Source organism: Adhaeribacter aerolatus, assembly GCF_007991635.1.
In the GTDB taxonomy this organism is placed as follows: Bacteria; Bacteroidota; Bacteroidia; order Cytophagales; family Hymenobacteraceae; genus Adhaeribacter; species Adhaeribacter aerolatus.
Map to the genome: position 1 here is coordinate 23,463 of NZ_BJYS01000010.1, position 18,143 is coordinate 41,605.

Genomic DNA, 18,143 nt, shown 5'->3' on the forward strand with positions numbered 1-18,143 from the left:
GCTACTATCAAATAGAAAAATGCGCTTAAAAACAAGCTTTGGTCATTTTGAGCCTGTCGGAGGATCTATAACAGCATTATAAATCAATATTTAGCTATTTCGACAAGCTCAACAGGACTACAATAATGTAAGCGCATTAACCAATTGATATTTTTCATTAAATCCGAATATTGTCTTGTAGGCAGAACCGTATTTTTTCGGCGGCTGGCGGTATTTAAAATGGTAAATATTTCAGTTATTCCGCAGTTTGAACTCCTGATTAAGCGCGGCACATTCTTCTTTTAAAGTACCGAATATTACTTCCGGCGTTGGCCCCCAGCGGGTGATAGCGGTGGCTTTAAGAATAGGGTAAGCCGAAGTATAGCCACCAACCTCCGGTACTGCCAGCCCCATTATAATTTTAGAAATTTTGTGGTGCCGGATAACATAGGAACACATGATACAAGGCTCGTGGGTAGTATACAAAGTAGCTTCTGAAAAATCAGAATAACCTTGGCTAATAGCATGGCGGATGGCTTCAATTTCGGCATGGCAAGTAATATCTTGGTTGGTTTTGCCAGCTTCCCGGCCCGCGCCTATCACTTTCCCGTTCCTAACCAGCACCGCACCCACCGGGGCATTGCCGGTTTGCATGGCTTCCCGGGCCAGTTCCAGACAAATTCTCATCCAATGTTCGTGCATTACTTACTTTTATTTAACAAGGTCCATCCAAACGGCTTTGTACTTTTACCTGGTCTAAAAGTTAAACTTAGCTATTGAATAATTCACCCATTATTTCAAACAGCAATATTCTTTTAATTTTCGTCATCTTTGCAGCCATATTGTAAATAATAAAATATTAAACCCATTTATGGAAGTAAAAGATAGCAATGGCACCCTTTTGCAGGACGGCGACGCCGTAACCGTAATCAAAGATTTAAAAGTAAAAGGCTCGTCCATGACCCTGAAGAGAGGCACCACCATCAAAAAAATAAGGCTGACCGATGATCCGGATGAAGTAGATTGCCGGGTAGATGGTTCTAATATTGTGTTAAAAACAGCCTTCCTGAAAAAGTTATAACCTGGTAAAGCTGTTCTTGGTATTTTTTGTTCTATAGACAAGTCTCTATTTCATCCTAAGTTAGAAAAAGAGGGCTTAATAAAGCCTGAAGCTGCTAATAATAGGTTTTTAGCAGGCAATATTTAGAATGGATTTTAAGGCTTTAGAAAAATATATTGTTGTACAAACCTATTTGGCGGGCCTGGCTCGCAGGATAAAATATAATATTTCTAACCTTAGTAGGCTGTTTGTGCGTAAATAAATCTCCCGGAGTTACTTCCGGTATATTGGAAAAATGTTTCACCAGATAGAAAAAGAAGATTATGGCAGACAGAGTAGATAAGCAGGAAGGAAAAAGTCAGGCCCAGCACGATAGTACCGGCAAAGGCGTAGGCGTAAGCGGACAACAACCCGGCAAACACGAAGGACCGGTAGCCGGCGGTGCCGCAAATACCCGGGGCGAGAATAAACCCAGCCGGGAAGCCAGCACTGGCGGCGCCAAAAAAGGCAAGGAAAATGAAGCCACCGATTTATTAAATCACACGCACCGGAACCCTTCGGATGCGCGCGGCGCCGACAGTTCGGATAAACAGTTCCGCAACAACCAGCCCAACGCTGGCTTAGATCACAGCGACCAATAGAAGTTGGCTGCTTTTTAAAAATTTGAAGGTATTCTGTTTTTTTAAGACCCGGGCATCCCCCGGGTCTTTTGTTATTACTACCGCAGCCATCTAAGAAGAACAATTTAGCACCTACTGACTCTAACCGGCATATTTCCCGCTTAAACCGTTTATCTGTTCTCAACAATTTGTTAATTTGCCGTCCGGTTTAGCAATATTTTTCTGTTGTTGCTTAATTATTTAAACCGGAATTAAGCTCTCAAACTTTCTAATTAATGGGGAATATCATTGTTTTTGGTGCATCAGGACAATTAGGGCAATGCCTGCAGGCTGTGGCTCCTGAAAAGAATATAGATAATATTTATTTTTTAACTAAATCCGAAGCTAATATTTTAGACAATATTTCTTTACAGGCGACTTTTCAGAAATACGAACCGGTTTACTGCATTAATTGCGCCGCTTACACCGCCGTTGACAAAGCCGAAGACGAACCCGAAACAGCCCGCCAGCTTAACCGCGATGCCGTAGAAAATCTAAGCCAATATTGCCGTGCGTTTAATACTACGTTAGTACATGTTTCTACCGATTTTGTTTTTTCCGGTACCGGTTACCTGCCCCTGACTGAAACCGATGCGACGGAGCCGATTAATATATATGGCCTTACTAAATTAGAAGGCGAACAAATAATTCCGCAATATTTAACCAGTTATTATATTCTGCGCACCAGTTGGCTATACTCAGAGTACGGCAATAATTTTGTAAAAACCATGTTGCGTTTCGGGCGGGAAAGGCCCGAATTGAAAGTTATCTGGGACCAGGTGGGTACCCCTACTTACGCCGTAGATCTGGCGCGTTGTATCCTAACTATTATTAAGCAAGGCAGCCAACACTATGGCATTTACCATTACAGCAACGAAGGCCTAACTTCCTGGTACGACTTCGCCAAAAATATTTTTGAACTAAGTAAAATACCGGCTAACGTAATCCCGGTGCGTACCGCCGAATACATAACCAAAGCGGTCCGGCCGGCCTATTCGGTAATGGACAAAGCTAAAATAAAGCAACATTTAAACATAGAGGTGCCGTACTGGCGCGATAGCCTGGCCAAATGCCTGGAGAAATTAAATAACTAGTGCTTCACCAAATTAGAAATTATAAATTTTAGGTTAGAAGGGCTATTTTGACTTTTCAGTCTTCCTCTAATTCTAAAATCTATTTTGGGAAAGTACCAGAAGCTTTACTGGAAAACGTTTTTAGCGAATAAAAATAATGCTGAAAATATAATTATTCGGCTTTGGCTTACGTGCATTTGCACGCTTATTGCCACTACCAGAATCTTCCGATACCTGTTTATCCGATTATTATTCGTATCTTTATTAAAATAGAAAAATTATGCAGAAGATAATCAGGGAGTTAGAACAGATTAAAAAGAAAATGGAAGCTTTAAACTACGATAAAGGCGGGTTAACTTCTTTAAGAGACAATATTCAGACCGCCGTAAACGTACTTATTTCTTTCCAGCCCAAATTGGTTTATAGCCAGGATTTCAGCGCACTTAAAACTAATTCCAATAAATACATCGATCCTTATTTATATAACAAAAGCTTTAGCCCGTCTTACCTGGAAGATAAAATAACCCGGAGCCGGAAATATGCCATCGAAGATATTGATAAATGCATTAATACCTTAAAAGTGTATTAATAGTATTGGCCTGATGAGGGCTATAAATGAAAACAGAAAGCCCCGGACCAACTCAGGTACCGGGGCTTTTTATTTTCTACCGAAAATAACTTTACCCATTCTATACTAATATTAGTGGGTTTATGCGCTTAAAATATTGTAGTTCTGTTGAGCTTGTCGAAATAGTTGAATATTAATTTATAATGCTGTTTTAGATCCTTCGACAGGCTCAGGATAACCAGAACTCGTTTTTAGGCACATTTTCTATTTAATAGTGGTCTTAGATTCGAAGTCTATACCAGTTAAAGCATATTCTGTTTACGCAGTATAAACTAAGCGTTCTTTCGGAGTTCTGATAAAGGATAAAAACTGTCGCGCCAGTAAATACCGCCTTGTTTAAGCGTTAAGTAAGTAGATTTGAGAATAATATAAGAAATGAGGAGCCCGGCTAAGGGCATAAGCAAAACATGCCACCATTTAATGGCCATGCTTTTCCAGGGCAGGTAGAGCGCCAACTGAGAAAGAAATATTAAGAGAACCATGAAACGTTCGGTAGGGCCACCCAGTAGTAGCAGCAACGGCCAGGGTAAAACAAAGGCCAGCAAAGTACCCACCACACCAACCAGGGCAATAAATATGTTGTAATTGGCCACTGAAAAAGTATTTTTCATGAGCCCCTGGGTAAATTCCCGGATGTTGGTGTACCACTCCAGCCCAATTTGCTTATCGCCGTATAAAACATCTAAACGGAACCTGGCTTTTTTAACTAATTCGCCTAATTTCAAATCATCATCGGGCCGCAGTGCAATGGCCTGGTGGGTACCGGCTTTTTCGTATGCCGTTCTTTTCAGTAACATAAATGCCCCTACCCCCATATACGCTTTGGTATTCTGTTTCCGGGCATCCCAGGGCCGCAGTTTAAATTCCAGCATTATTTTAAAAGTAGAAATAACCCCCACCAAAACGCTTGATCTGGATTTTATTTCGGGCAGAATGGTTAAATAATCCAGCTGTTGCTGCTGAGCGTAATGCATGGCCTTGTCCAGGGCTTCGGGCGCATAAACTACATCGGCATCCGTAAAAAGCATCCATTCTTCCCGGCTCTGGTTAAAGCCCTGGTACAACGCGTGATTTTTACCTAACCAGCCGGGCGGCAGTTCTTCTATAGTTACCACTGTAACTCTGGGTTCGTTGCCGGCAAACCGGCGCAATATTTCGGGTGTGCGGTCGGTAGAGCGATCGTTAATGACCAGGATGCGGTAGTTCGGGTAGTTTAAACGGCAAACACTGGTCAGGGCTTCTTCCAGGTTCGCTTCTTCATTCCGGACAGGTATAATTATTGCCACCCCCGGTTTGGTATCCGAAATTGCCGCCGGTATTTCGGTCAGAAACTTAATTTTTCGCCGGTTAACCGACAAATAAATACTGGTGCACACCCAATAAATTGTACTCAGCAAGCCATACCAGAATAGTAGCATACATTTATTAACTGCTAACGGAGGAAATTGTTAAACCTAAAAGCCAAATTCTATTACTGTTCAAATTATCAGCCAATCAGTAAGGAGGCTTAAACTGTTTAATGGCTTTCACTCGAAGGTACAACGGTTACCTACTTTGGTTTTAAAATACAATTATTACCAAGACCTGATTAAGAGTTAAAAGATTAAACGCCTTTTTATTTTGCTTCCTTCTCAGGTTATTATTTTGAAGGTAAAAACAGGTAGAATTTCAAATCAAAGCCATTTTTAGGACATAACCAATATTTTTATTAAAATATTTAATATTTTATATCTACTTTTTGCACTATATTACATAGGTTAATTATTATCAGGTCTTTATCAAACTGGTAAAAAATTATACCTCTTCTTCATATTCCTGAACAAACAACGAGCAGGTTAGGCCAATCAGCTTTTTTTCAACCCGTTACACACTTCCGGGTGTGGGTACCTTTGGTTTTATAAGATAAATGTTGAACCCTCCAATAAAGCTATTGATGATCCTTTGAGACAAAACTCCCGGGCGGCAAGCCTACTCTTCTTTAAACTCCGGCTAAATCTGTTTTTTAACCATAATAATGCCCTGAAAAACAAAATTTTGCCGGTATCTAACCTGCAGGAATTGATTTAAAAGCAGGTGTTCTAAAGAAAAACAGGCATGTACTCCCCGTTTCTGTATCCTGTATCCGGGAAAAGAAAAGATTAACCTTTTCATTTCAGGACACCTAACCTCGCCAGACTTTAACTGAATAAAATTCAGCTTAAAATTACTTTCCCAACTTCTAGCCTGACCGATAAAAGAACAATTTGTCTTTATCCGCCAGGTAAAAACCACCAATAATAAGCGAATTATAATTAGGTAAATATCGCATTAAACGCTTGTAAATAAATCCACCACAAAAACTAAATGAAACCGAAAATGAAAAGACAATTAACCAACTATCAAATTCCTGGTTATACAAACCTAAAACCTGTTAAAAAGGCTTCTTTTATAAGTCTATTAACGCTTCTTGTATATGGTATTTCCCTAACAAACCTACTGGCGCAACCTACCAAAGAATGGGACAAAACGCTTGGTGGGAATAATTATGATGACTTACAATATATTCAGCAAACTTCAGACGGTGGCTATATTATGGGAGGCTCTTCTCTTTCTAATGCAGGTTCAGATAAAAGTGAAAATGCAAGAGGTAATTTAGGTAATTATGACTTTTGGGTAGTAAAAGTAAATGCTGCAGGTTTAAAAGAATGGGATAAAACAATAGGAGGAAATGGTAATGACCGCTTAGAATCGTTACAGCAAACCTCAGATGGCGGTTATATTTTGGCAGGCCCATCAGACTCTGATGCCAACGGTGACAAAAGCGAAAATATTAAAGGTTTTGGAAATTTTGGCAATGATGATTATTGGGTAGTAAAACTAAACGCAGCAGGTATAAAAGAATGGGATAAAACAGTTGGAGGGAGTAATTGGGATCATTTATATTCTGTTCAACAGACAACAGATGGCGGCTATATCTTGGGTGGATTTTCTTTCTCTGACGCTGGTGGTGATAAAAGTGAAAATTCTAAAGGTTTAGGTGATTATTGGATAGTTAAATTGAGATCTAACGGCACAAAGGAATGGGATAAAACGATTGGCGGCAGTAATGGTGATTGGTTGTACGCTGTAGAGCAAACAAGTGATGGTGGATATATACTTGGTGGTTGGTCTACCTCTGATGCTAGCGGAGACAAAAGCCAGGGTGTTAATGGTGGCACTGATTATTGGATAGTAAAACTGGATGCTTCTGCCAATATCGAATGGGAAAAAACGATTGGCGGCAATGGTATTGAATGGCTAAATTATTTACAAGAAACCGCCGATGGTGGCTTTGTTTTAGTTGGTGTTTCCGGTTCGGATGCCGGAGGTGATAAAACCGAGAATTTAAAAGGAGCTTTTGCCGATTATTGGGTGGTAAAGCTGAATTCCAATGGTGATAAAGAATGGGATAGAACCATTCCCGGGTATGGCTTTCCAACTTTAAAGCAAACAACCGATGGCGGCTATATTTTAGGCGGAATCTCTGATGCTAATGCCAGTGGCGATAAAACAGAAAATTCTAAAGGAGGTAACGATTACTGGGCTGTAAAATTAAATGCTGCGGGTATAAAGGAATGGGATAAGACTATTGGGGGAAATGCCACAGATGAATTAAATTCTATAGGGCAAACCGCTGATGGAGGATTTATTCTTGGCGGTACTTCTTCTTCTAACGCTAGTGGTGACAAAAGTGAGAATTCCAGAGGCCAAAGTGACTATTGGGTCGTAAAACTCCGGGCATATAACACGCCGCCGGCTGGCACCTGCAATCTGGCGCTTACAACCAAGGTTATTCAGGCAGAACCCTGGTACGGGGCCAGCGGACCATTTATTGGCGCGGGTGCCATTGATTTAACCGTTATAGGTGGTACTGCTCCTTATACTTACCGCTGGAATGCCGGTGCAGCATCCCAGGACCTGGGCCTGGCCTCGCCGGGTTTGTATTCCGTAACGGTTACCGATGCTAAAAACTGCACCGCCATGACTACGGTTTACGTGGGCCGCAAAAACAGTCCGCTCACGCTTTCCACGTCTCACCTAAATCCTTCGGTAGCCGGCGGGCAAAGTGGCTCGGTAGATTTAAGTGTGCTTGGCGGCAACGGCCCATATACCTTTAGCTGGAGCAACGGCGCCACTACCGAAGATTTAATTAATTTAGCCGCCGGTACCTATACTGTAACCGTAACCGACAATCTGGGCGAAACCGCTACTACTTCCGTTACCATATCGGCACCCGGCCAACCTTTAACCCTTACCCTTGCCTACCAGGACGTATCAACCGGCGGGGCCGACGATGGTTTTATAGATTTAACGGTGAATGGCGGCGTTGGCCCTTTTACTTACCTGTGGAATGCGGGAGCCCGCAGCCAGGATTTAACCCGTGTAGTGGCTGGTGTTTACTTTGTAACCGTTACCGATGCCAATGGCAACACCGCTAACATCGGTGTTCAGGTGGGAACTGCGGGCGCTAACCAAATGCTTGCCACGAAAAACCCCAGCCTGGCGAGTGATTTATTCGAAAAAGGAATTACCCTAACGGCTTACCCGAATCCGGCCACCGACCGGGCTACCATTTCCTTCCGCGTGGTTAAGGCAGGTGCCTATAATTTAGATTTATATGACATCCGGGGAGCCAAGGTAAAAAGTATTGCTGCCGGAAAAGCCCAGGCAACCCAAGCACTGGATTTAGAATTAAATGTAAGTAATTATGCCAAGGGCATTTACCTGCTCAAATTGATAACTGATGAAGGAATACTTACGAAACGACTGATTATTGGTGAGTAACTATAGTTGAATTTAATATCGCTAACTTTTTGATTTTATGTAAAAGCCTCGATTGTAAAAATTGGGGCTTTTGCTTTCTTTATTATGCTAAGGATGATTAGGAGGCTTGTAAAAACACCTAATACGATATAAATTAAAATTAGTCAACTTCAATTTATTTTTTAAATTTTTCTTTTTCTATGTATTCTTCAAATACTGTTATAAAGTAAGAGCAAAATTTTGAAACATCATCAAGCCTAATGCTTAAATCATTAGTAGTAACTCTTGACCCAACCTCAGAAGCAGCTTGATTTCCATGGGCGATATTTACTCTATTTGAAACAATGTCTTGTAATCGTCCTCGGAAAGTAACATCATGGAATATAGGATCCGTTAAACAAAAAATTTTCCAAATACTCTCTAATTGAGGATAGTGAATGTTTTTACCATCAGTGGGTAATATGTCTTCAGAAATTTCAACAAAAGGATTAATTTCAAAGATTTTGAATAATTCATGCCTTTTATCCCACTTTTTCTTAGGTGCTCCGTAAATAGCTTCTAATTCTGAATTTAAGGCTAAACTTAAGATAATTGGTTTTACATCATTTAAGGTAACTGCAGCACTATTAATTAGATTTATAGTCTTTGATATTGTTGTTAATACTGTATATTCTATAACACCATATAATTGTACAAATACTAGCCCCTTTGCGCTGTTTAGAAATCTTGGAGTTGTAACAGGTGGTTTAGGAATTAGTGGGTCGATAAACTCTATATATTCTCTAATTTCAGTTATTCTTGACGCTGAATTAGACTTTATGATACTAAACATTATAACCCAAGGAACTTAGTTTTAGAATACATTATTCTGTGTTCTACTCTAGGCTTTGAATTTGTCGCACCTGTTGTTGAATACCTTAGTTCAGGTCCTTCTATCCATTCTCTAGTATTGTTTAATTTTAATTGCCCTGCTTCTTTTATTGCTAGCGCTGCGCCAACTGCAATTCCTTCAAATAAATTGGCCGGAGTTGTCCCTTTACCTCGGGTAATTCCGTTAGGTAGACCAGCTAATTGTCTGAAAGTCTCCCTAAAAATGTATTCTCCCTCTTTATAGTCGAACTTCTTAGTTGCCTTTCCCATAAACTCATTTAAAAAGTCTACTACACTATGTTCAAAATTTTGGTAATTATTAAGGTATGCAAAAAATCTTAAAACGTATTCTTCTCTTGTACCATCAGACTCCTGTGTAGATGAAACCTTTACTACTTTCTTATAATTTTGGTCCTTAGCTAACTCTTTCAAGAAGTCATTAAAAGCTCCTCTGTAGACACAACTTCTTATTTCTTGATTTGATAAAATTATACCTCCTGTATTTAATCTCTCAAAAAGGTCGAATCTTACTTGTAAGTCACTCTTATCGCTAAGGGTAGTTACTTTCATTGGTTTTAATAAAAAATCTAATTGTACAGTTTTGGGCAAGGCTTCAAAGCTTTTTCCTATGAAAGTACTTAATTTCTTTAAACCAGTAAGTACTAAAGAATTATCTAACAAAATTTTTCTTTTAGCACCAGGCGTGCCTGCAAAATGAATAATAGTGCTTAATCTTTGTACTCCATCTATTAATTCCCAAGTACCATCAAGGTTCGTTGCCATATATAAACTAGGTGTTGGAATTCCTAGTAATATTGATTCAATTAATGCAGATTGTCTTTCATCTTTCCACCGGAATTGCCTTTGGTAATCAGGGGCAATGTTTATGATACTTTCTTCATGCATGGAAATTAATTCCTTTACACTAATATCATAAGTGTTAAAATCAACTTGTCTTTTTAATTCGCTTAATTGTGCTAAAAAATCCATTAGTTTAAGTTTTGAGGAGTTAAAAAGGAAGAAGAATGAAATAGATTATTAAAAATTACAGAACTTCTATTATAATTTCAAATTATAAAATTCTCTTGATTTAAAATAATTAAAATAGAGTGAAATGAAACACTAACCTTTTTAGTTCTCTCAGCCACTCTCTAAAAAACAACAAAGCCTTGCAGTAATTACTTACAAGGCTTTGTATTACAAGATTATACCCAGAGCCGGGGTTGAATCAATTAATTTAATTCTTCGCTCCAAAGAAATCTATCACCAGCACTTTATCCAGGTGCGGGCCTAATATTTTGCCGAACTCTTTGTGGGCGGGATGTGGCAGGTATGCATCGCGATCGGCAGCATTTTTAAAGGTTACCAAAAAACAATGCGTGTAGCCTTGGGCCAGGTTCTCGGGGCTTACATTGGTACCCCACTCGTAACCAATAATGGTAGGTATCTTACTCGGTAACGCTGAGAAAGCCCGCTCTACTTCTTTTACCTGCGCGGGCGTGGCGGAATCTTTAAACTTAAATATTACCACGTGGCGCAGCAGTTTTTCGTCGCTCTGCTTGCTGGCTGTTGGTTTGGCCTGGGGTTTAGTTTTATTTTGACTCATGGCGGAAGTTATGGCGCCGCACCAAAGCAGGGCAACCAGTAAAAAATAAAATCTTTTTCTCATGTAAACTTTGGCAATTAGAAATATTAGTGAACAGTTTTGGTGGTAAAGGTTTTCTCGTGCTTCGTAGCCGGAATGCTGACGGTATATTTTTTACCATCGGGCGCCACAGTCAATTTAACAAAATTGGCTTTACAGTTTTCTTCCAGGTTGGCAATATAACCTTCCTGTGTGTTATACTCCGAATCCTGGCGGATATTTTTGTGCAACTGGTAAGCGGCCTGAATGCTGGGCGTGTTGCGCAGCGTTTTTACCGTTTCGGGGCCACAGCCTTTGCGAGTGCCGTTATTCATGATGCTAACCGTTGGCGCTAAGCTTTTTACCAGCACCGGGTTATTGCTTTGGTCCAGGCCGTGGTGGTTAACCTGGTACACATCTACGGTTCCAACCAGGTTGGTGGGGCAAACCAAATTCTTTTCAATATTCCAGGTCAGGTCGCCGCCGTCGAAAAACCGGAACGGACCGTAATCCATTACCAACACCGTGCTGTTGGCGTTGTCGGAAGTATCAGGGGCTTTGTCCGTGGCGCTTTCGCAGCCATCCGTTGCTTTGGAGTTTTTAGCTACCGCTACAAATTGTTTATCTACTCCCACAAACCGGATACTCAGGTTGGGTAAGCCTTTGGCCAGTTTCTGCAATTGTATGGTTCCGTTTGGTTTTATCAGCGATCGCTTTTTTACGGTCATATCTTTATATGGCTGAATATTCTGGGCAAAGTTTTTGTCTTCTGATAAGTTCGCCGGAATGCCTTTGTCAATTACTTCCACAATGGGCATTTTAGCGGCCAGTTCGGCAGCCCCGCCAAAATGGTCGATGTGCCAGTGGGTGGTTAACAGGTGGTCGATTTGTTTCAGGCCGGCTACTTGACGGGCTACCTGATAAATGCGTTCGGAATCGCGACCGCCCGGGTTACCCGTATCAATCAGCACCGATTCGCCGGCCGGGGTAATAATCAGGGTAGCCGCCCCACCTTCGGTATCAATCCAGTACATGGTAAGATTGGTGGCGGCTGCCGCTACGGCTTTTTTGGTTGGCTCGGGCCGCAGCAGCGGCACCGTAAACCCCGAAACCAATACACTTGCCGCAAACAGGCCGGCGAATAAAACCCTGTTTTTTTTCATATATTTATTATTTTAACTTTTAACTAAGCCAAAGCCTTACCTATTAATGCTTGTGCCTCGGCCGGTAAATCTAATTGTAGCGCCAGTTGGTGGCCTTCCGGGGTCATTTTGCGCCAGGTTTTCTGCACAATGTCAATCACCTTGGCTTCACCGTGCTGCCGGGCAAAATCGAGAAAATAATACTGCAGGAATACCAGGCAAATAATATCTTCCAGCAGTTGCACTTCCGGATCAATTTTAAGCTGCCGTTTCTGTACCAAAAACTGCACCCGCTCAATAGTTTCGGGGTCGTATCCTACTTCCTGTAATATTTGTCCGGCTATTTCGGCATGGTGTTTCTTCAGGCTGTTGCGCCATTTGTTGTAGCCCTGCACATCCATCGGAAAATCTTGGCGCGGGATGGCCCACCGCCGAATGTGCTGGCAGCGCACCGCCAGTTGCAGCGCTTCCGAAGCGTCGGGCGCTACCCGGTTCAGGCAAGCCGTCATGCGTTGGGCGTACAGTACTTCCTTGGGGTAGGTTATGCCCGCGGCAACTTCCACATTCGGGTCTTCGCTGTTAACTTCGTCGAAACGGCGGATAGCCGCCTGAAAGCGGTTTTGATCAGCAATCATGTAAAATATTCTGTTTAGCCCCTTAAAGGTATAAGTTTTAGGTTAATATTAATTAGCCTGCCGTGAATTTTAGAAGCTCTGGATATGTTCGTAGCTTTGTAAGTTCATGATAAGATCAACCCCTACCCTTTTAACCAACAAGCTGATTCTGGGCGTAGATCCCGGCACCACCATAATGGGCTATGCCCTGATAGAAGTAACGGGCGCGAAAGTTAAAGTATTAACCTACGATACCATTAACCTGAAGCGGGTAACCAACCATGCCGTTAAGCTCAAGCGCATCTACGATGGCACCATTGAGCTGATAAACCAATATTTGCCCGATGAAATGGCCATTGAAGCCCAGTTTTATTCTAACAACGTGCAATCCATGCTGAAACTGGGACGGGCTCAGGGGGTGGCGATTGCCGCTGCTTTGTCGCGCGATATTCCTTACGTGGAGTACGCGCCCAAACGGATTAAACAATCGATTACGGGCAACGGCAATGCCTCGAAAGAACAGGTGGCTCACATGCTGAATCAAACCCTCAAACTCCCGGATTTACCTAAATTATTTGATGCCACCGATGCCCTGGCCGTGGCTATGTGCCACCATTACCAGAAAGGCGTCAATACCCAGGCCGGCACCAAGTCCTGGAAAAGCTTCCTGACTGATAACCCGGATCGGATTAAGTAATTAGATTAGCCTTAAATAAATAATAATTATTCGGTTTCGCGAGCTTCTCGATCTTAAATATTTTCCTTCGGTGTCTGGCCGCATCAACTATTATTTGGGAATATTTATTCTAAAGGTGGATTTACAAGGCCATGAATAAATAAGGCACGAGCGGAACACTCGCGCCAGCAAAAGCGAGTCTGGTCAAAAAGCTATTACAATAGTACATTTATGGAAGAATGTTTATACAATGTGAGATAAATCATTGTCATTCAGGAGGAAACCTGTTCATGACTTGCTAACAAGTTTCCTCCTGAATGACAACTTTAAATTAGATATTGTTGCAGATTAAATATTACTGCTTAAAAAAGCTTTGAGCCACAGCAATTATTATTTTATAAACCCAATTCTTCCATCGTAACTACAGGAATATCTTTCGTAGTAATTTCGGCTAAAGGTTTCTGGCTGCTTTTATCATATTGGTAACCGGCTTCGCCGAGCGGCCAGAGCATCGGCATTAAAGAATAAATGGCACCTTTAAAACCCTGGGTAATGGCCTCTAAATTGCCGGTATCTTTCGAGTTCCTGGCTTCGTTTTCGATTTCAAAGGGGCCCGAAAAGCCTTTGGTTTTAATAATATCGACAAAAGCCCGCCAATCCATGCTGTCGGAGCCGCCGAAACCCGGGAGCATGGCTTCGTAGTTGTGGCGGTCCCAATCGTGCGCCGGAATAGGCACGCCGGCTTTTTCGGCCAACGTTTTATCTACCGTTTGCATGGGATACATACTGCCCCAATGCGCCCGGACACGGTTTTGCAGATTTCGTGTGGCTTTTACGTGTATCCGGTGCAGCCGCGAAAAATCTGTTTCCTGCATCACCGCTACTGGATCTACGTGCTGCCATACATCGTGCGAAGGGTCGTAAATTTCGCCGTGGGCTTTGCTCGGAATTAAGGCGTACATGAGTTTACGGGCGGCCAGCACGCCGGTTAAATTATTAAAGGTAGTGGTATAAGAAGCTGAGCGCCAGCCTTCCATCGGGCAGTTTTCGTAGAGCACGGTTACGCCTAAGTCTTCGGCGTATTTAATAATCGGCGTAAACACCCGCGCGTATTCTTCCAGGTTCTTCTGAAAACCATTTTCCTGGTTGCCCAACTCGTGGTTATAGCCCACAAAGGTGCCTACTTTTACATCGTTAGCATCACCGCCTAATAAATGCGCTATCCGGATGAGTCGCAGCAGGTGGTCCTGGTTTTTGCGGCGTTCGGCTTCGGGTCCGCCAATCAGGTTTTCGAAAGCCCCAACCGATAACTTTAGACCCGCCTGGTTAAACGTGGTCAGGGTGCGTTTGGCATCATCCAGGGTAAATGTTTCATAATCCAGGTGGGTGGCAACGTGGTCCTGGCGGGTGCCGTCGCGCCGGAAAACGCATAAATCAATTCCCTGCACGCCAATATGCTGGGCGCGGGAAATTAATTCCGGCAGCTTTAATTTATCAAAAGCCGAACTCATTAACCAGATGGGATTATTTAGTACCTGCATCATTTCGTTTAGGTTTTTTAATGGTTTTAATCTATCAATCCGGCATTAAATAAAAAAGACCTTACCGAAAAACAACGGTAAGGTCTTTTAGCTGAACCTTTAAATTTATAAATTCTTTTGTATGTTAGAGGCTATTTCGGCCATCTCTTCGGCCGTAAACTGTTTTTTCGGTTGTGCAAAATTCATATCGTTCATCTGGTTAATTGGAATCAGGTGCACGTGTGCATGGGGCACTTCCAGACCAATAACTGCTACCCCTACCCGTGTACAACCGGTTGCTTTCTTAATCGCGTGGGCAACTTTTTTGGCAAATATCTGCATATCGCCCAGCAGTTGGTCTTCCAAATCAAAAATATAATCAATTGGCTCTTTGGGTATTACCAGCGTATGTCCTTTTTGCAACGGGTTAACATCCAGAAAAGCCAGAAAACGATCATCTTCGGCTATTTTATAAGCTGGTATTTCGCCTCTTATAATCTTGGAGAAGATTGTTTCCATAACTTCTAGCGCGATATTTCTAATATTTCGAATTTAATTTTACCGGCCGGAATGGTTATCTCGGCTACATCGCCTACCGACTTACCCAGTAAGCCTTTGCCAATCGGCGATTTTACCGATATTTTACCGGCGGCCAGGTTCGCTTCTTCTTCCGAAACCAGGCAATAATCCATTACCATGCCGTTGTTCAGGTTTTTAATTTTTACTTTCGACAGAATAAGGGCCTTACTCATATCCAGGTTAGAATCGTCGATGAGGCGCGCGTTACCTACTACTTCTTCCAGCTTCGCAATTTTTAACTCCAGGTGGCCTTGCGCATCTTTGGCGGCATCATACTCCGCGTTTTCACTTAAATCGCCTTTGTCCCGTGCTTCGGCCAATTGCCGGGCCACTTCAGCCCGCCCTTTTGTCTTTAGTTCTGCCAGTTCATCTTTTAGCTTTTGCAAGCCCTCAGCAGTGTAATAAGAAACAGTTCCCATAATTATAATACGTTTATTAACATCTGGTAAAATAAAAAGAACGGTCTGCGGCAGACCGTTCTTAATGCAAGATACGAAAAATATTCTATTAGGTAAATATTATTGGCGGCAGAATTTATTCTCCGGCCGCTACCTTATTCTGTATTCAATAATTAGGTGCGGCTGCCTTTATAAATTAATCAGCGGCGCTTTTTTGGAGCAATTCTTTAATCTTCTGCACCAATACCTGGTTAATTTTAACGTAAGATTGGTGCGACCAACCACCAATATGAGGCGTTAAGATTACATTTCCGGCGGCAGTTAAGTAATCAAAATTATTTTTCTGCGCTTCGGTTAAAGTCCGTAGTTTTTCGTTTTCGAGTACATCCAGCGCTGCCCCTTTTATTTTGCCGCGGTTCAGGAAATCGACTAAGTCCGGCTGGTTTACGATTTCGCCGCGCGCCGTGTTAATAAACCAAAACTTTTTGGCGAAAGCATCAAAGAAAGCGCCGTTGGCAAAATGCCGGTTTTCGGGCGTAAACGGAATATGTAAACTGATGACATCGGCCTGGGCAAATATGTCGGCTAATGGTACCAACCGGGCAAATTCATCGGCGGTAACGCCATCATCTTTGTCGTAGGCCAGAACCGTACAACCAAAAGCTGCTAAACGGCGGGCAAATGCGCGGCCCATGTGGCCGTAACCAATAACACCGATGGTCTTGCCCATTATTTCTTCGCCCCGGTTGGGCTCCCGCAGCCATTGGGAAGCCCGTACTTCTTTATCGGCTTTTACTATATTCCGGAACAAGGCCAGCAATAAACCCAGGGTAAACTCGCCTACCGCATCTTTATTTCCTTCGGGTGCATTGAGTAAAGCGATATTTAGTTGCGCCAGAGCCGCTTCGTTTACGTTATCTACCCCGGCCCCGGCCCGGGCCACAAACTTCAATTGGTCGGCATTTTCTATTAAGTCGGCCGTGATGTTTAGTTTACTTCTTACCACCAGGCCCTGGTAAGCCGGCAATATTGCTTTTATTTCTTCTTTTTTAATTTCCGGACGGTAATCAACTGCTACGCCAATTTCTTCCAGCATGGGCACAATAGACTCGTGCATCTGGTCGATAATCAGGCAAGAGATGGGAGAAGGCGTCATTTAATCAAGCTAATATTTTATAATTATATTATAAGTGTAATAAGAAGTGGGCTACCAGAAAATAAACACCCAAACCCAACAAATCGTTGGCGGTAGTAATAAATGGCCCCGCCGCAATGGCCGGATTTATTCCGAACCGGTCCAGAATCATGGGTGTCAGGGTACCCATCAGTGACGACAGCATAACCACGCTGAATAAGGCAATGGATACAACAATGGAAAGCCGGGGGTTTTCGTTAAATATTAAATTAAAACCCATTACCAGCGAGGATATAATTAAAGCGTTTAACAGGGCTACCAGTAACACCTTTATTAAGCGCTGGGCCATGTTATCGAATATAATTTGTTTGCTGGCCAGGGTCTGAATAATTAAAGAAGATGACTGAATGCCTACGTTGCCGCCGGTAGCCGTAATAATCGGGATAAAACCAGCCATGGCCGGCACCAGCATAATTTCCGAATCGAATAATTGAATAAACTCGGCGCCTAACAAGCCTCCCACCATGGCTACCAGCAGCCAGGGCAAACGGGCCCGCGATAAGCGCAACACGCTATCGTCTTCCTCCACGTCTTCGGTAATACCCGACATGAGTTGAATGCTGGTTTCGGCTTGTTCCTGAATAACATCTACCACGTCGTCGATGGTAATGCGGCCCATGAGTTTGCCCTGCGAATCTACCACCGGAATGGCTTCCAGGTCGTAGCGTTGCATAATATCTACTACTTCGGTGTCTTTCCGGTAAGTTTCAATCGAGATTACGTCTTCGTCGAATAATTCCGCAATGGGTGTATCGTCGTTCGAAAGAATTAAGGTTTTCATGGCGATGCGGCCAATAAGGCGGTCGCGGTCATCTACCACGTAAATGGCGTACACCTGTTCTACCGCTTCGGCCTGCCGCCTGATTTCTTCGATGCACTGCCGCACCCGCCAGTTTACGTTTACTTTTATCAGCTCTTTGGCCATCAGCCCGCCCGCCGAATCTTCTTCGTAATGGAGCAGGTCAATAATATCGGCGGCTTTTTCTTCATTGTCGAGGAACGAAATAATCTCTTCCCGCGACTGCACTTTCTGCTCGTTCAGAATATCTACCGCATCGTCCGAATCCATAAGGTTTACATAGCGGGCAACTTCTTCGGAGGTAAACGATTTCAGAAAATTGGTGCGCACATCGGCATCCAGACCGCTCAATATTTCGGCTCCTACCTCGGGGTCCAGCAAATCGAGTACGTATTTCGATTGGGCAGTATCCAGTTCGTACAACACCGTGGTAATATCGGCCGGATACATATCTTCCATGCTCGAAATAATAAATTCGGCATTTTGCTGCTCAATCGCCTCCTCAACCTGATCGATATATTCGCGGGTGATTTCTACTGGCATAA

Annotated in this window: 18 protein-coding genes; 6 read left to right on the forward strand and 12 right to left on the reverse strand. The window is 42.7% G+C overall.

The features are described from left to right. Window positions 1–231: 231 nt before the first annotated feature. Window positions 232–681: a nucleoside deaminase gene (locus AAE02nite_RS08750; protein ID WP_146897220.1), complete on the reverse strand. Its 450-nt coding sequence runs from the start codon at window positions 679–681 to the stop codon at window positions 232–234. Window positions 682–850: 169 nt separating this feature from the next. Between AAE02nite_RS08750 and AAE02nite_RS08755 the strand changes: the two genes are divergently transcribed. The 4 genes from AAE02nite_RS08755 to AAE02nite_RS08770 all read left to right on the forward strand — a co-directional run bounded on the left by AAE02nite_RS08755 (window position 851) and on the right by AAE02nite_RS08770 (window position 3,360). Next, window positions 851–1,060 carry a zinc ribbon domain-containing protein YjdM gene (locus tag AAE02nite_RS08755; RefSeq protein ID WP_146897223.1) on the forward strand — a complete coding sequence of 70 codons (210 nt, stop codon included), beginning with the start codon at window positions 851–853 and terminating at the stop codon, window positions 1,058–1,060. A 302-nt stretch (window positions 1,061–1,362) separates the two neighbouring features. Beyond that, on the forward strand, window positions 1,363–1,680 hold the full coding sequence (locus tag AAE02nite_RS08760; RefSeq protein ID WP_146897226.1) for a hypothetical protein: 318 nt from the start codon (window positions 1,363–1,365) through the stop codon (window positions 1,678–1,680). Window positions 1,681–1,934: 254 nt separating this feature from the next. After that, window positions 1,935–2,792 (forward strand): dTDP-4-dehydrorhamnose reductase, encoded by an 858-nt coding sequence (gene rfbD, locus AAE02nite_RS08765; RefSeq protein WP_146897229.1) that lies wholly within the window; start codon window positions 1,935–1,937, stop codon window positions 2,790–2,792. A 259-nt stretch (window positions 2,793–3,051) separates the two neighbouring features. Further along, on the forward strand, window positions 3,052–3,360 hold the full coding sequence (locus AAE02nite_RS08770) for a hypothetical protein (RefSeq protein ID WP_146897234.1): 309 nt from the start codon (window positions 3,052–3,054) through the stop codon (window positions 3,358–3,360). 311 nt (window positions 3,361–3,671) lie between these two features. Here the strand turns inward: AAE02nite_RS08770 and AAE02nite_RS08775 are convergent, their stop codons facing one another. Next, window positions 3,672–4,817, reverse strand: a complete 1,146-nt coding sequence (locus AAE02nite_RS08775) for a glycosyltransferase family 2 protein (protein WP_146897238.1) — start codon at window positions 4,815–4,817, stop codon at window positions 3,672–3,674. A 937-nt stretch (window positions 4,818–5,754) separates the two neighbouring features. Here AAE02nite_RS08775 and AAE02nite_RS08780 point away from each other — a divergent pair. Next, the gene (locus tag AAE02nite_RS08780; RefSeq protein WP_170252556.1) at window positions 5,755–8,202 is read left to right on the forward strand and encodes a T9SS type A sorting domain-containing protein; all 2,448 of its coding nucleotides are present in this window, start codon (window positions 5,755–5,757) and stop codon (window positions 8,200–8,202) included. Window positions 8,203–8,356: 154 nt separating this feature from the next. On the opposite strand, the gene AAE02nite_RS08785 is transcribed toward AAE02nite_RS08780, so the two are convergent. The 5 genes from AAE02nite_RS08785 to AAE02nite_RS08805 form a co-directional block, all read right to left on the reverse strand. Beyond that, window positions 8,357–9,013, reverse strand: coding sequence for an MAE_28990/MAE_18760 family HEPN-like nuclease (locus AAE02nite_RS08785; protein WP_146897243.1), 657 nt, complete (start codon window positions 9,011–9,013; stop codon window positions 8,357–8,359). Then, the gene (locus AAE02nite_RS08790; RefSeq protein ID WP_146897246.1) at window positions 9,013–10,041 is read right to left on the reverse strand and encodes a DUF262 domain-containing protein; all 1,029 of its coding nucleotides are present in this window, start codon (window positions 10,039–10,041) and stop codon (window positions 9,013–9,015) included. Before AAE02nite_RS08790 ends, AAE02nite_RS08785 begins: the two co-directional genes overlap by 1 nt. A gap of 247 nt (window positions 10,042–10,288) precedes the next feature. Then, window positions 10,289–10,720: a Dabb family protein gene (locus AAE02nite_RS08795; protein WP_146897249.1), complete on the reverse strand. Its 432-nt coding sequence runs from the start codon at window positions 10,718–10,720 to the stop codon at window positions 10,289–10,291. Between the two features lie 23 nt (window positions 10,721–10,743). Next, window positions 10,744–11,838, reverse strand: coding sequence for a ComEC/Rec2 family competence protein (locus tag AAE02nite_RS08800; RefSeq protein ID WP_146897253.1), 1,095 nt, complete (start codon window positions 11,836–11,838; stop codon window positions 10,744–10,746). Window positions 11,839–11,861: 23 nt separating this feature from the next. Further along, a complete protein-coding gene (locus tag AAE02nite_RS08805; protein WP_146897256.1) occupies window positions 11,862–12,452 on the reverse strand; it encodes a DUF4202 domain-containing protein in 591 nt (196 codons plus the stop codon). 106 nt (window positions 12,453–12,558) lie between these two features. Between AAE02nite_RS08805 and ruvC the strand changes: the two genes are divergently transcribed. Further along, complete coding sequence (gene ruvC, locus AAE02nite_RS08810) at window positions 12,559–13,128, forward strand: crossover junction endodeoxyribonuclease RuvC (RefSeq protein ID WP_146897259.1); 570 nt, start codon at window positions 12,559–12,561, stop codon at window positions 13,126–13,128. A 374-nt stretch (window positions 13,129–13,502) separates the two neighbouring features. Here ruvC and AAE02nite_RS08815 read toward each other — a convergent pair whose 3' ends face one another. From AAE02nite_RS08815 to mgtE, 5 genes are all read right to left on the reverse strand, one after another. Further along, complete coding sequence (locus AAE02nite_RS08815) at window positions 13,503–14,651, reverse strand: sugar phosphate isomerase/epimerase family protein (RefSeq protein ID WP_146897262.1); 1,149 nt, start codon at window positions 14,649–14,651, stop codon at window positions 13,503–13,505. Window positions 14,652–14,753: 102 nt separating this feature from the next. Next, on the reverse strand, window positions 14,754–15,146 hold the full coding sequence (locus AAE02nite_RS08820) for an HIT family protein (RefSeq protein ID WP_146897266.1): 393 nt from the start codon (window positions 15,144–15,146) through the stop codon (window positions 14,754–14,756). Between the two features lie 5 nt (window positions 15,147–15,151). Next, window positions 15,152–15,625, reverse strand: coding sequence for a transcription elongation factor GreA (greA, locus tag AAE02nite_RS08825; RefSeq protein WP_146897270.1), 474 nt, complete (start codon window positions 15,623–15,625; stop codon window positions 15,152–15,154). Window positions 15,626–15,800: 175 nt separating this feature from the next. Beyond that, window positions 15,801–16,760: an NAD(P)-dependent oxidoreductase gene (locus tag AAE02nite_RS08830; protein ID WP_146897273.1), complete on the reverse strand. Its 960-nt coding sequence runs from the start codon at window positions 16,758–16,760 to the stop codon at window positions 15,801–15,803. 28 nt (window positions 16,761–16,788) lie between these two features. Further along, complete coding sequence (gene mgtE / locus AAE02nite_RS08835) at window positions 16,789–18,141, reverse strand: magnesium transporter (protein WP_146897276.1); 1,353 nt, start codon at window positions 18,139–18,141, stop codon at window positions 16,789–16,791. Window positions 18,142–18,143: the final 2 nt, after the last annotated feature.